Origin of the sequence: Spiroplasma eriocheiris (genome assembly GCF_001029265.1) — a bacterium.
Classification (GTDB): Bacteria; Bacillota_I; Bacilli_A; order Mycoplasmatales; family Mycoplasmataceae; genus Spiroplasma; species Spiroplasma eriocheiris.
Genome location: NZ_CP011856.1, coordinates 1,126,999 through 1,140,849 on the forward strand (window position 1 = coordinate 1,126,999; position 13,851 = coordinate 1,140,849).

Here is a 13,851-nt window from a genome sequence, read left to right on the forward strand (position 1 = left end):
TGCCTTAATTGTATCAAAAAAAATAAAAAAACATATAGTTTTATGTTTTTTTATTTTTTATTTGAGCGATCATCTCTTCTGCTTGTTTTAATTTAATTCCGACAATTTTCGTAACCCCTTTTTGCTGCATAGTTGCTCCATATAAGACATCACAGTGTTCCATAGTTCCTAACCGGTGGGTTACAATAATAAACTGCGTCGTATTAACAAAAGTTCGAATATATTTTGCAAATCTTTCAACATTTGCGGGGTCTAACGGAGCCTCTGCTTCATCTAAAATAACTAATGGAATCGGGCGTACTTTTAGAATCGCAAATAAAACTGACAATGCGACTAAGGATTTTTCGCCGCCGGATAATAAGTTTAAATTATTAATATTTTTTCCGGGGGGAGATATTTTGATATCAATTCCCGTTTCTAAAATATTATCCGGTTCAGTATAAATAATTTTTGCAGTCCCCCCACCAAATAATACTTCAAAAGTTGAAGGTAACGCCTGGTTAACTTCTTTGATTGTTTTATCAAATTGATCTTCCATTAAACTATCCATTTCATCAATTGAAGTTAAAAGATTTTTAACAGCATTATTAATATCATCATACTCGTTTTTCATAAAACTATAACGTTCATACTCTTCTTGATACTCTTGAATGGCATCAAGATTAACATTTCCAATCGTTGCTAATTCACTTCGTAATTCTTTAATTTCTTCACGAATTTCATCTTCATTTTCAATTGATTTTAATTCTAATGTTTTAGCATGATCGTATGTCATATGATATTCCTCAGTTAAACGACTTAAATCTTGTTGGATTTTTGAATTTAACATTGTAATATCGGTATTTAATTTTCCAACTTTTTCTAATAAAACTGCCGTGTAATGTCTTTTTTCCGAAATTACATTGTTTAACTCATTCAAATGAGTTAGTTGTTTTTCTTTTAAACTCCGTGCAACATTTAATTGTTGTTCAACTTCGGTTTTAAGAATTTCTTTGTGGTTTATTTGGTCAAGAATTCCAACAACATTTTTACTCTCCACAACTTCATTTTCATCAATATTTTTTGAAGTTAATAACTGATATTCATTTTTTAATTTACTTTTATCCTGATCAAGAATTTCGATTTGGCGTTTGCTTGCACCAATTGAACTTTGATTTTCATTAATAATTTCATTAATTTCATCTAACTTATTATTTAATTGGTTCAAGGTTTGATTTAGCTCATCATATTTTTTTAATTTTTCATTAATTTGGTGTTTTAAAGTTTCAACTTCTTTTTCGGGATTAATTAGAATTTGTTTAGTTTTCCGATTCCCCCCCGAAATAGCCCCCTGGGGACGAATTAGTTCTCCCTCTAAAGTCAAAACATTATATTTATAAGAAATTAATTTTGCTACTTCTTGGGCGCTATCAAAATTTTGAGAAACAAGATAACGACTTAATAAATAGTCAATTGCTGGTTGGTATTCTTTGCTAGTTTTTACTAATTTATGAGCAATTCCTAAATAGCCTTTCACTGATTGAATAATAAATTCTTCATCATCGCGCAGATACCGGGGAGTAATAATATCCAACGGAATAAAAGTGGCATGACCAGCCTTATTTTGTTTTAAATAACCAATTGCTTTTTTGGCACTATCAACATTTTTTACCACAATATCTTGTAAGCGTCCACTCAAGGCAATTCCAATTGCTTGTTCATACTGAGTGTCAACCGTAATTAACTCTTGAACCAGTCCAATAATTCCGGGTAAAACATTCTTATTATTAATAATATTGCGGACCCCTTCGTGTAAGTTATCATTATTTTCAAAACTTCGTTGTAAACGGTCAAGATCATTTTCTAACCGAAAGATAGTTTTATTAAGAGCTCCTAGTTCTTCACTATATTTAGTCTGCTCTTTTAAATAGTTATTTCGAATTGCTTTATTTTCGGTTTGTTGATTATTTAAAAGTGCTAACTTTTCTTGTTCATTATCCAAAGCAATTTTTAGTTCATTAAAATCATGAAGCATATTACTAACAGTAATATCACTATTTGACATTTTTAAAGCATTTTCTTTATTATCCAATTCAATCTTTTGAACTTTTAAATCACTAATTTCATTAACTAATACTTGAAATTGTTTTGATAAAGAAGTAATTTTATTATCCAAACTATAATTTTCTTTACTTAAACTATTATACTCATTTTCTTTTAAAGTAATTTCTCGTTCGGCCTCCTGTTTTTCAAAGGTAATTACTTTTTGTTGTTCTTTTAGTTCACTTAACTTTTGGTTAAAGAAAGTAACATCTTTAACTAAGATCGCAAGCTCAATTTCATTTAACTTATCTTTTTTAGCTTTATATTTTAAGGCTTTTTCACTTTGTCGTTTTAAACTTGGCAATTTTCGTTCAATTTCATTAATAATGTCTTTAATTCGCGCTAAATTTTCGTTTGACCGTTCTAATTTTTTTAGTGATTCCAATTTTCGTTTTTTATATTTTGCAACTCCGGCTGCTTCTTCAAATAATGCCCGGCGTTCTAATGGTTTTGCTTCCGCAAAGGAATTAACATTTCCTTGTGAAATAATAGCTAAGGATGATTTTGTAATTCCACTATCCATCGCAAAATCCTGAACATCTTTTAGACGAACTCGCTGTTTATTAATAAAATACTCATTTTCACCGCTTCCCCGAAAAGTTCGACGGGTTACTTCAATTTCATCATAATCAAGGTCAAAAAAACGGTGGGAATTGTCAAAGGTAACTTTTACTTCTGCCATATTTAATGGTGGTTTTGAACCTGAACCGTTAAAAATAACATCTTCAACACTATTACCCCGTAGTGATTTCATTGATTGTTCCCCTAAACATCAACGGATGGCATCATTAATATTTGATTTTCCACTTCCATTGGGTCCAACAATTCCAATCATTTCATGCTCAAAATTAATACTTAATGGTTCAGCAAACGATTTAAAACCAAATGCTTCTAATTTTTTTAAAAATAACACTGCTAAACACGTCCTTGACAATAAATCAATAATTAGTTTTTATTAATTTAATAATAATTCTTAATAATTATTCTATAAATTCCTAATATTTGCAAGATAAAAAGCAAACTTTTTAGTTTTTAACTGTTATTCTCATTCGATTGTAGCTGGCGGTTTTGAAGTAATGTCGTAAACTACTCGATTAATGCCGGTTACTTCACTAACAATTTTTAAAGAAACTTTTGCTAATAATTCATACGGAAGTTGACTTCATTCGGCGGTCATAAAATCAGTAGTGTTAACACTACGCAACACTAAAGTATAACCATAGGTACGAACATCTCCCATAACACCAACTGATTGGACAGGTAATAATACGGCAAAGGACTGTGATACTTTATGATACCAACCACTAGCGGATAATTCGTCAATAAAAATTTTATCCGCCGCCTGTAACAACATAACTTTCTCCTTTGTAATTTCACCAACAATCCGTACTGCTAGTCCTGGTCCTGGAAATGGATGTTTATAAACAAAATCATGTGGAATCCCTAACAACTCGCCAGTTTTACGTACTTCATCTTTGAAAAGTTCACGTAATGGTTCAATTAATTTAAATGGTAAATTAGTTGGTAACCCTCCAACATTATGGTGTGATTTAATTGTTGCGGAAGGGCCTTTTACCGAAACTGATTCAATAACATCTGGATAAATTGTCCCTTGTCCTAATCATTTAACATTAGGAATTTTTTTTGCTTCTTCATTAAAAATTTCAATGAATAACCTTCCAATGATTTTTCGCTTTTCCTCGGGACTTGTAACATTCGCAAGAGCAGTAAAAAAACGTTCTTGGGCATTAACCCGAATAATATTTAACCTAAATTTTTTTTGAAATTGTTGTAATTCTTCTCAACCACTGTCCTGACGTAATAATCCCGTGTCAACAAAAATACAAGTCAATTGGTGACCAATTGCTTTATTTAATAAAACCGCACAAACACTAGAATCAACACCACCCGACATTGCTAACACAACATGGTCAGTTCCAATTTGGTTTTTAATATGAAGAATCGATTGGTCAATAAAATTACTTATTTTTCATTCTTTTTGACAATGACAAATATTAAAAATAAAGTTAGTTAATAATTGCATTCCAATTAAAGTATGGGTTACCTCGGGATGAAACTGTAAACCATAAATTGGTAAATTATGATGTTTAATTGCACTAATTGAATTTACACTATGAGCTAATTGAATAAAATTTGGTGGCATTTTTTCAATATGATCAGCATGGCTCATTCAAACTTGGGAATTATTAGGAATATTTACAAACAAATCTTGGAAAACATCAATAATTAATTCCGCAAAACCAAATTCCTGACGCTCAGCTTTGCTTACTGTTCCCCCAAATAAATCACAAATTAATTGCATTCCATAGCAAATTCCTAACACAGGAATATTTAAATCAAATAAGGCTCGGTTAATCTGTGGAGCATCATTCGCATAAACAGATGCTGGTCCCCCAGATAAAATAATCCCCTTACAATTGGCTTGCTTAATTTTTTCATAATCCGTGTTAAATGGTCAAACTTCACAGTATACTTCCAACTCACGAATCCGGCGGGCAATTAGCTGGGTATATTGCGAACCAAAATCTAAAATAATAATTTTATTATTCACGATGTTATTCTCCTTTATATATGTAAATGCTTTTTAATTGGCGATACTTGTCATTATAATCAAAACCATAACCCACCACAAACTCATTTTTAAGGGCAAATAAATAGTCATATTCAAAACGGGGTTTTGGATGACAATCTGGTTTATCAGCTAAACAAACAATACGCAAACTAGCTGGTTTCATTTTTTTTAATTCTTCAACTACCACATCCAATGTTTTTCCTGTATCAATAATATCTTCAATTAATAAAACATCTTGTCCAGTAATTGTCTTGGCAATGTGTTTGTTAAAAACAATTTCATCGGTTGACTTACCATCTAAATAACTAGAAACGCTAATAGTATCCAACACAATAAAAGTATCTAAGTTTCTTAATAAATCACTCATAAAAAACAAGGCCCCGTTCATAATGCCAACACAATGTAATGTTTTTCCTTGGTAAATAGCATTTAATTTTTGGGCGTATTCTTTAATTTTTTCCTGAATTTCTGCTTCTGAAATGTATAATTCTAATTTATCAGTATTCATCCCTTATTCTCCTATTAAATCTAAAATATAAAAACATAAACTTGCAAAAGTTTATGCTGATGAAATTTAATGAATTACAATAAAATAATCATCAACTCATAGTGTCTCTTTTACGGAAAGACGTAGAAACGCTAGCCCATATTACTAGCATATATAAGTCTTAATATTTTTTATATTTATCTACATATAGAATATATCTTAATATTGTTTGTTTTGCAACAATAAATTTAAAAACAAAATAAAATCCTAGTATAATAGGATTTTTCCTTACAATAAAATCTAAAAAATTATATTTTTTTACCTTCCTTCATCTAACTGGGTTAATTTAGGTTTTTTTAATTTTGCAAGTGCCTCTTCTTTTTGACGATGTTCATCTTTTTGTTCTAATAATTTTTTATTTCTTTTTTCTAATTCAGCAATTTCTTGGGCCCAATTTTTACCTGATTCTTTTTTCACATTTAGAATATCATTAATCTTAACTTTTGCAACATTTTTTTTAGAATTGCGAGCATTAAAAATAAGGGAATCTAAACTCATAGGCTTTTTATTAGTCGAGTGGGACTCTGCCAAAAGTTTTTTAATACTGTTAAAGTTCTTTTCTTTTTTAGTTTTAATAGATTCTTCTAGTAAATTAACTTGTTGCTTATTTTCAAAAAATATTGGTGGATGTGAAGGATCTTCCTTTAACTTAGCAGAATGTAAAACTTCAAATATTTTGTGGTGAAGTCTTTGCTGTCTTTGAAGTTCCTTAATTTCTTGTATAATTTCAGTACATTTATTCGTATCCTTCCTGTAACACAATAAGTTTTCTACATCATTTCCAGTTCGTTTTATCACCACATACAACTTAAAATATAGTTCCTGAAATTCTTGATCTAAACTAATAATTCGTGTCATTAGTTGTTTTCTATCTTCCATCAGATTTTCTAATGAAGAAAAACTGGAAGTTAAATCAGCAATTTCACCTGAAATTTGAGTCATTTTTAATTTATTAACTAATTCTTGGCACTCAATACAAAAAACTTTATAAAAATTGGTATTTTTTAAAAATTCATTATACTGAGGTTCTTTAAAAACATCATCACAATTAAAATTATCTTTACTAATATTTTGTATTTTATTTATCAATGGTTCATACAAATACCATTCAACTTCAATATAATGGTCTAATTCTTTTTGTAAGTCAGTTAAATTATTAATCTTGTTTGCATACTCTAGAATGTTTGCCTCGGTAATTTTAGCCGGTATTTTCCCCATTAATTTATGAGATCAGTTTTCAAGGATCTTAACTTCATTTCTAACTTTGTTTTGAAAGACTAATATTTCTTCTAATTTATTTTTATATTCAATAGCATCAAGCACTAGAGGTTCTAAAAATTTTGGCAATTCTTCAATATTCATTTTTTTATTTCCTTTCAAGTGATTTATAAATATTAACCTTTAATTAAAAAAATTAATTTTATTACAGAAATTATTTATAATCATTTTTAATTTGATAATTATATTTTCTTGCAAAAAAAATAAAATAGCAATTAGTAGTTTTGGATAATTTAAATATTTAAAAATTAAATTATTAAATTTTAATACTTTTATTTTGTTTGCATATCTTATTTTTTAAGAAAAAAATGAAAAACTTTTACTCCAAGTTTAGTCTTTTGCTCAACATTGGATAATGTCTCCAACATTTTCAACCAGCATTGCTCCTAACTTAAGATATCGATTATTTTTATTATCTTTAGTGATTTGATCAGGCAAACAAAAAAGTTTCTTTTGATAATCAATTATATAATTAAATAATTTTTCACTATCATCATATTTATTAGTTTGAATAAATAAAATTCGAAATGCAAGAGCAATAACAATTCTTCGAATATGATTTTTGAGATTAATTGGTTTTTGATTATAACTTTCTGAAATTACTAAACACTGGTTAAATTTTAGATTAGGGTTATTTAGATAGAAATCACTAATTGTATTTTTATGTAAAAAGAAGACAATCTTGCCGACAACGGTTGGTGGCAATGCTGCTAATATTTTTGCTGTTATTGGTTCATCATAAAACATTAAAATTCTTTTTTGATGGTTAATTAACTCTTTAATAAATTTTAGTGTCTGTTGAAAACCATACTGACTTGGTTTAGGACTAATAAATAGCAATAAATTCTGATCATAATTTTTTAGCAAGTTAAAATCACCATAATAAAATAATACAAATGGTGGTTTGTAAATTGATTTTAAAGATGGAGGATATTGGGGATCTAAAATAGTAATGTATTGACACTTAATCTTGGCTACGAAAGTATCTAAGACTTCAAAAGAAATTTTTTCTTTATGTTCTAAAGCTTGATAGATCTGGTCCCAGTCACCATCATATTTTAATGCAAAATATAATAAAACTTTATTCATTAAATTTTCCTCCTTTCTAATATTTTTAATATATCATTAACGCATAAAAATAATAAAAATTAATGCTTAGGAGGCATTAATTTATTTTTTGCTTAGTTACATGATGATAACTTTCATTAATTAATTCTTTAACTTTGTTTAAATCGGTTTGCTTATTTAATAAAATACTTATTCAAGTTTTGTGATTCATATGGTACCCTTTAAAATAAATTTCATTATCAATAAGGTTTGTGATGACTTTGGGATCTAGTTTTAGATTTAAGATTTCAACCAGACTAGTATTGGCACTATTTGGCTGTCATTTATGATATGGAACTTTCATAAATAAAGCATATCATTTGTTATTGTAAGTTGCTTTAACCGTTTGATATTCTGGCCATTTTTCCCACGGTTTTTCGATAACTGTTGGAAATGCTTCCTGACAATATTTAAGTAATGTTTCTTGGAGATTAATTTTAATAAAACATGTTTCTAATATTTCATTGACTAAATCATTAACTTTCGTTTTAATGTGGGTTGAATAATTAGTAACCATTTTTGTATAAAAGGGTTGGTACAGTTCTACTGTTTCTGAATCTAAAACATCTACCTTAATTTTTGTAAAATCCTTATCAATTTTTATTATAACATTTAAGTTATTTCCTAATGCCTCGACTAAAATTAAACCATTTTGATTATTGTTAAACCCATATTGGGAAAGTCTTTCCTGACTAGGGTACAGATTTGATAATGTTAATTCCATTTAATCACCTCTCTTTTAATTATACATATATATAATTACGATTATTCTTGCAAACTAAAAAATGATGTTTAATAACATCATCATAATTTATTTTTTAAGAAGTTTTTTGACCGGAGCATAAGTTTTTCGGTGTAACGGACACAAGCCATACTTTTGTAACGCCATTAAATGCTCTTTTGTTCCATAACCTTTATTATTTTTGAAATTATAAACCGGATAACGTTTATGATAATCAACCATCATTAAATCCCTTGTTACTTTGGCAAGAATTGAAGCGGCCCCAATTGATTGGGATAAATTATCACCATCAATAATATTTTGATAATTAAAATATGATGATAATTTTTCCGCGTCAGTTAAATTTAAATCAGGTTTTATTTTTAGCATTTGAATTGTTTGTTCCATTCCAAAAATACTTGCCTGTTTAGGATTCATTTCTTCAACTTGTTCAACCGAAACCGTGTAAATTGCATAATCAAGGGCCACTTTAGTAATTTCAACAAATAATTGCTCGCGTTGGTAAGTTGTTAGTTTTTTACTATCTTTAATCGCCGGATTAAAATAATCCGATGGTAAAACAACGGTTGCAGCAACCAATGGTCCAGCTAAACACCCCCGCCCTGCTTCATCACTACCAGAAAAGATTTTAACTTGAGGATATTGTTTTAATAAATCTTGTTCAAACTGATTCATAACTTATCTTGTTTCCTCCCCAGGAGTTTCAAACGAAAGCAAACCAAATTCATTATTTCATAATTTATTTAAAAAATCTTGGACAATATTATCAACATTATCGACATTAACAATTTGAAAACGATTTTTTTGCATTAATAATAATAAATCAAACCAGGCACTAGGGGTATCAGTTGTGATTTTATAATCACTAGGGATTTGGTAGTTACTCACTAACACATTGAAATAATGCTCATAAATTCATTTAATTGCTGCTAAGCATATTTCTTCTTTTGGTAAAATATCTTCTTTAATTGACCGTGTAAAAACAAGACGCAGAGCAACTTGCGGATTTTCAATTTTTGGCCATAAAATTCCAGGGGTGTCTAGCAATGCAATCTGATCATTAAGTTTCAATCATTGTTGACCCTTGGTAACCCCTGGTTTATTGCCAACTTTTGCTGAACTTTTATTGATTAATGAATTAATAATAGTTGATTTTCCAACATTCGGAATTCCCAAAATCATGACTTTTAACTGGGGATTTTTAATGCCTTTTTTATAGTCCCGATCTAACTTATCTTTTAAAGTTTCTAAAATTTTCGGAACAATAATTTTAGAAATTTTAAAGTGTTTACTATCAACCATAATAACTGGGATTTGGTGATTTTGATAATAATTAATTCACATTTCCGTAATTTTTGGATCAGCTAGATCTTTTTTATTCAAAATTATTAAACGCGGTTTATTGTGGCTTAGTTTTGCGACAACTGGATTAGCTGAGGAAAACGGAATCCGACAATCAACAACTTCAATAACTAAATCAATTAATTTAATTTTTTCATCAATTTGCCGAATTGCTTTGGCCATATGCCCAGGAAATCAATTAATATTGGTTGTCATGTTTGTTCCTCCTGTTTCTCTCTTTCATTATTATATAAGAAAAACAATCTTTATTGTATTAATAAAGATTGTTTTAATTTTATAAATTATAGTCCTCAACTCATTCTAAAGTAATATTGGTGATCTTATCATTTTTAATATCATCTAAAAATGTTTCACACGCTAAAGTTAAATCGGGCACTTCTTCATCAGGATTTAGCAAACCCTTGACCGCCATAATTTTTAAAAATTGACTAATAATATCATCAACAGTCATATTAACAGTTAGTTTAAGACTATATTTTTCTTCAAGTTTATCTTTATATTTTTTTAATAAAAGTTTAAATGCTTTAATTGCAACAATTTCCACATTATCTTTAATATCAAAAATTCCTAGCATTTGGGTATGTCAATATACTTTTAAATTGGTAAAATTAACACCAGTAATTGCGGGAGTATCAATAATTTCAATATTGTTATTATATTTTGATACTCGCTGGCGGCCAAATAATCCGGTGCCGCCTTTTTTAGTACCCTCCGTGGCACCAAAGAATAACCGGTCCACAAAAGCAGTTTTCCCTGATTTTGGCATCCCAATTACAATAATTTTTTTACCTTCAAAGTTCTTTAGATAAGCATCGCATTTTTCTCAGAAGCTAAGATTTTGTTGATCATTTGCTTCTTCAAGAGTTAATGCCATTAAAAGACAGATGATTCCTTTACTTTCAAAATAAGATGTTCATTCAACAGTTTTGCTTTCATCTGCTTGTAAACAATGAGTAAGAATAATCATTCGCTGTTTGTCTTTTAATTCGGGATCCTCATAATTTAATAAATTAGTTCCTGACGCCGGAATCCGCGCATCAGTTACCTCAATAATTAAATCAGCATCTTTTGCTAAATCAAAAACATTTTGGTTTGCTTTAACAAATTCAGGAGGAACCGAAACAATAATTTCTTCTCTCTCATCTTGCATAGTCTACACACCTCCTATTGATAAGATATTAAAAGACTATCTAACTGATTTACTTTTTAATAACTTCTTTAATACGAGCTGCTTTACCATGACGATCTCGCATATAATAAATTCTTGCTCGACGCACTTTTCCGTATTTAACAACTTCAATTTTATCAATTAAAGGTGAATGTAACGGGAAGTTTCTTTCTACCCCAGCTCCATTGCTAACTTTTCTAATTGTCACTGACTGGCTAATACCACTACCTTGTAGTTTAATTACGACACCTTCAAAAATTTGGATCCGTGATTTGTTCCCTTCTTGAATTTTAGCATGGACTTTAATTGTATCTCCTGATGAGAATTCAGGGTGATCATTACGAAGTTGATTTTCGACAACTTCTTCTACTAAACGCATGTTCATGTTATTGTTATCCTTTCTATTAAATAATTAATCTATGTTGTTGGGTTGGACAATGGTTCATAGCAACTAACGAAGTAGCCTAGCGGAACCATGTTATTTGTCATTTTTTTTAATTTCTGCTAACCAATCTTCCTCTTGCTTTGTTAAAACTAAATTTTCTAACAAGTCGGGACGACGAAGATAAGTTCTTTTCAAAGCTTGGTATCTTCTCCAATCGGTAATGTTTTGATGATGCCCGCTTAATAAAACATCAGGAACTTTTTTTCCATCAAAACTAAGTGGTTTTGTATACACAGGGTAATCTAACAGTTGGTTAGAAAACGAATCATTTTGATGAGAATTTTCATTAATAACATCCGTACAAAGTCTTGTTACACTATCAATAATAACCATACTAGCTAATTCACCACCAGTTAAGACATAATCTCCGATTGATAGTTCTAAATCAACATAGTCACGAATTCGTTCATCAAATCCCTCATAATGCCCGCAAATTAACATTAAATCATTGTTATTACTTGCTAAAGATTGAGATAGTGATTGTTTTAAGGTTTGACCTTGCGGAGTTAATAAAATCACGGTCATCCCCGCCGTTTTATTTGCTTGAATTGCTTTAATCACGGGTGGGGCCATTAGGACCATTCCTTCCCCGCCACCATATTGATAATCATCAACTTGGTGATGTTTTAATTCACTATAAGCTCTAATATCCACAATTTTAATTGTAATAATCTTTTTCTCAAGGGCTCTTTTAATAATTGATGTCCCCATAAAATCATTAAACATATCAGGAAATAAAGTTAAAATAGTAAAATTTTTTTGCATTTAAATCACCTTATCTAATATGATTATTTTATTTTTTTGATCAATTTTTTTTACATATTCATCAACATAGGGAATTAACATAATTTGGTTATTATGATGTAAAAAAACTTCAAAAATTGTATGAGCTTTGGTGGTAAAAGTATTTTTGAGAATTCCGATTTCGTGGTCATTATGCATCACCTTATAATCAACAAGATCTTCAATAATTGTTAATAACCCGGTTGGTAATTCTTTTTCTGGTAAGTAAAGCACTGTTCCTCGGAGTTGAATAACTTCGTTAATACTACTAAATTCTTTAAATTTAATAATATATTGACTATTAGTTTTTTTCAAATTCTTAATTGTTAATGGTTGATAAACACCTTGCTGCTCAAAAAAGAATACCTTATTAACTAACATTTCCAAATCTCCTAAAAGAATTAACATTGTTGCCTTAACTTCACCTTTAATAGCATGCGGTTTATTAATTTTAAAAACTTTAATTAACTCATTCATAATTATAATAATTCAAATGTTAAATTAACTTTTTTATGATCAATTGCAGAACGTAAATTAATTAATTTTCGTAAGCTATTAGCAACTTGTCCGTTTTTACCAACCACATGGCCAAAGATTTCGTGGTGGCACATTACTAGTAAATTAACAATGTCTTGTTCTAACGAAGGAAGTTGACGAATTTCATAAAATAAAATGCTATCTTCCTTATTAATTAACGGCTCAATTAGTTTTGTTAACTCATCAATATACATTGCACTTTAATCTTCCCTATTTTTTAGGACTTTTGGGAGGTTTAGCATTAGCTTTTTTAGCAGTTTGTTTGTCATTGTGTAATCTAGTCATTAATCCTTCTTTACTTAAGATGTCACGAACAGTATCAGTTGGTTGTGCTCCTGTTTGTAATCATTTATAAGCAATTTCATTATCAATGTTTACTTCCCCATTAATTGGATTATAAGTTCCAATTAATTCAATGTATTCACCATCACGTTTGACTCTGGCATCAGTTGCGACAATTCGATAAAATGCTGCTTTTTTTCTTCCTGTTCGTTTTAAACGTAATTTAACCATTCTTATATTCCTTTCTATTTTTCTAGTTGTTAAACAATATAACTTAACACCTTAAATATCATATACCATTATAAAAATATGTCAAGTAAAATAACTTAACACCGGCGTTGATTTAAATTAATTTATTAATTTTATTATTTAGCAAACCCTTTTTGATAAAATTAATAAAAACCCTTTGTAAAAAGGGTTTTTATGAAAACTAACTAAAGTTAATTGCTTGGATTTTACGACGCGAAATTTCTTGAATTTCATTGGTTAATAATTTATAAATTAAATATTGAATATAAATAAAATCAATGTCTGCTAATCTATTGCCATAATTTTCAACGAGCTGACGTTCAGCTGCAATTAAAAACTTTTCTTTTTCTTGTTTTAGATTTAAATTTTTTCGAAAATGATGATAATATTCTTCACGATATTCTGCTCATAACGTTTCACATCTTAAAACTAAAATTTTATACATATCAGCTAACAGAAGATTTAGTCGTTCCAAGAATCCATCTTCTGATAACACAACGGGGCTATTCCGAATTATTTTTAAATCTGTTAATAACATATAAATGGGATTGGTACTATCAATAATTTTTTCAGTTTGGACTACTGTTTCCAACTGATTTTTGATTTTATTATAGTGCAAATCAATGCTCATTGTTTTCATATGATTGCTACCTACTTTCTACGAAAATTGCTATAA

General features: G+C 29.1%; 15 protein-coding genes and 1 riboswitch. All 15 genes read right to left on the reverse strand.

Going from position 1 to position 13,851, the window contains the following annotated elements; genetic code table 4:
• Positions 1-40: 40 nt before the first annotated feature.
• The 15 genes from SERIO_RS05175 to SERIO_RS06335 all read right to left on the reverse strand — a co-directional run bounded on the left by SERIO_RS05175 (position 41) and on the right by SERIO_RS06335 (position 13,815).
• Positions 41-2,995 (reverse strand): chromosome segregation protein SMC, encoded by a 2,955-nt coding sequence (locus SERIO_RS05175; RefSeq protein ID WP_047791779.1) that lies wholly within the window; start codon positions 2,993-2,995, stop codon positions 41-43.
• Positions 2,996-3,121: 126 nt separating this feature from the next.
• Positions 3,122-4,657 carry a glutamine-hydrolyzing GMP synthase gene (gene guaA, locus SERIO_RS05180; RefSeq protein ID WP_201773609.1) on the reverse strand — a complete coding sequence of 512 codons (1,536 nt, stop codon included), beginning with the start codon at positions 4,655-4,657 and terminating at the stop codon, positions 3,122-3,124.
• Between the two features lies 1 nt (position 4,658).
• Positions 4,659-5,183 carry a phosphoribosyltransferase gene (locus SERIO_RS05185; RefSeq protein ID WP_047791781.1) on the reverse strand — a complete coding sequence of 175 codons (525 nt, stop codon included), beginning with the start codon at positions 5,181-5,183 and terminating at the stop codon, positions 4,659-4,661.
• Between the two features lie 79 nt (positions 5,184-5,262).
• Positions 5,263-5,360, reverse strand: a riboswitch (purine riboswitch).
• 120 nt (positions 5,361-5,480) lie between these two features.
• Positions 5,481-6,584, reverse strand: coding sequence for a hypothetical protein (locus SERIO_RS05190; RefSeq protein WP_047791782.1), 1,104 nt, complete (start codon positions 6,582-6,584; stop codon positions 5,481-5,483).
• 246 nt (positions 6,585-6,830) lie between these two features.
• Positions 6,831-7,589 carry a DNA-processing protein DprA gene (locus SERIO_RS06330; RefSeq protein ID WP_053040860.1) on the reverse strand — a complete coding sequence of 253 codons (759 nt, stop codon included), beginning with the start codon at positions 7,587-7,589 and terminating at the stop codon, positions 6,831-6,833.
• Positions 7,590-7,665: 76 nt separating this feature from the next.
• Entirely contained in the window at positions 7,666-8,331 is a 666-nt protein-coding gene (locus SERIO_RS05200; RefSeq protein ID WP_047791783.1) for an MmcQ/YjbR family DNA-binding protein, read from the reverse strand.
• Positions 8,332-8,418: 87 nt separating this feature from the next.
• Positions 8,419-9,024 carry a ribonuclease HII gene (rnhB, locus tag SERIO_RS05205; RefSeq protein ID WP_047791784.1) on the reverse strand — a complete coding sequence of 202 codons (606 nt, stop codon included), beginning with the start codon at positions 9,022-9,024 and terminating at the stop codon, positions 8,419-8,421.
• Positions 9,025-9,027: 3 nt separating this feature from the next.
• Positions 9,028-9,906, reverse strand: coding sequence for a ribosome biogenesis GTPase YlqF (gene ylqF / locus SERIO_RS05210; protein ID WP_047791785.1), 879 nt, complete (start codon positions 9,904-9,906; stop codon positions 9,028-9,030).
• Positions 9,907-9,985: 79 nt separating this feature from the next.
• Positions 9,986-10,861 (reverse strand): P-loop NTPase family protein, encoded by an 876-nt coding sequence (locus SERIO_RS05215; protein ID WP_047791786.1) that lies wholly within the window; start codon positions 10,859-10,861, stop codon positions 9,986-9,988.
• A 49-nt stretch (positions 10,862-10,910) separates the two neighbouring features.
• Positions 10,911-11,264 (reverse strand): 50S ribosomal protein L19, encoded by a 354-nt coding sequence (gene rplS, locus SERIO_RS05220; protein ID WP_047791787.1) that lies wholly within the window; start codon positions 11,262-11,264, stop codon positions 10,911-10,913.
• 93 nt (positions 11,265-11,357) lie between these two features.
• Entirely contained in the window at positions 11,358-12,089 is a 732-nt protein-coding gene (gene trmD / locus SERIO_RS05225; RefSeq protein WP_047791788.1) for a tRNA (guanosine(37)-N1)-methyltransferase TrmD, read from the reverse strand.
• Entirely contained in the window at positions 12,090-12,584 is a 495-nt protein-coding gene (gene rimM / locus SERIO_RS05230) for a ribosome maturation factor RimM (RefSeq protein ID WP_047791789.1), read from the reverse strand.
• Between the two features lie 2 nt (positions 12,585-12,586).
• Positions 12,587-12,838, reverse strand: a complete 252-nt coding sequence (locus tag SERIO_RS05235; protein ID WP_047791790.1) for a KH domain-containing protein — start codon at positions 12,836-12,838, stop codon at positions 12,587-12,589.
• Between the two features lie 16 nt (positions 12,839-12,854).
• Complete coding sequence (gene rpsP / locus SERIO_RS05240; RefSeq protein ID WP_047791791.1) at positions 12,855-13,157, reverse strand: 30S ribosomal protein S16; 303 nt, start codon at positions 13,155-13,157, stop codon at positions 12,855-12,857.
• Between the two features lie 199 nt (positions 13,158-13,356).
• Complete coding sequence (locus tag SERIO_RS06335) at positions 13,357-13,815, reverse strand: hypothetical protein (protein ID WP_053040861.1); 459 nt, start codon at positions 13,813-13,815, stop codon at positions 13,357-13,359.
• Positions 13,816-13,851 lie beyond the last annotated feature (36 nt).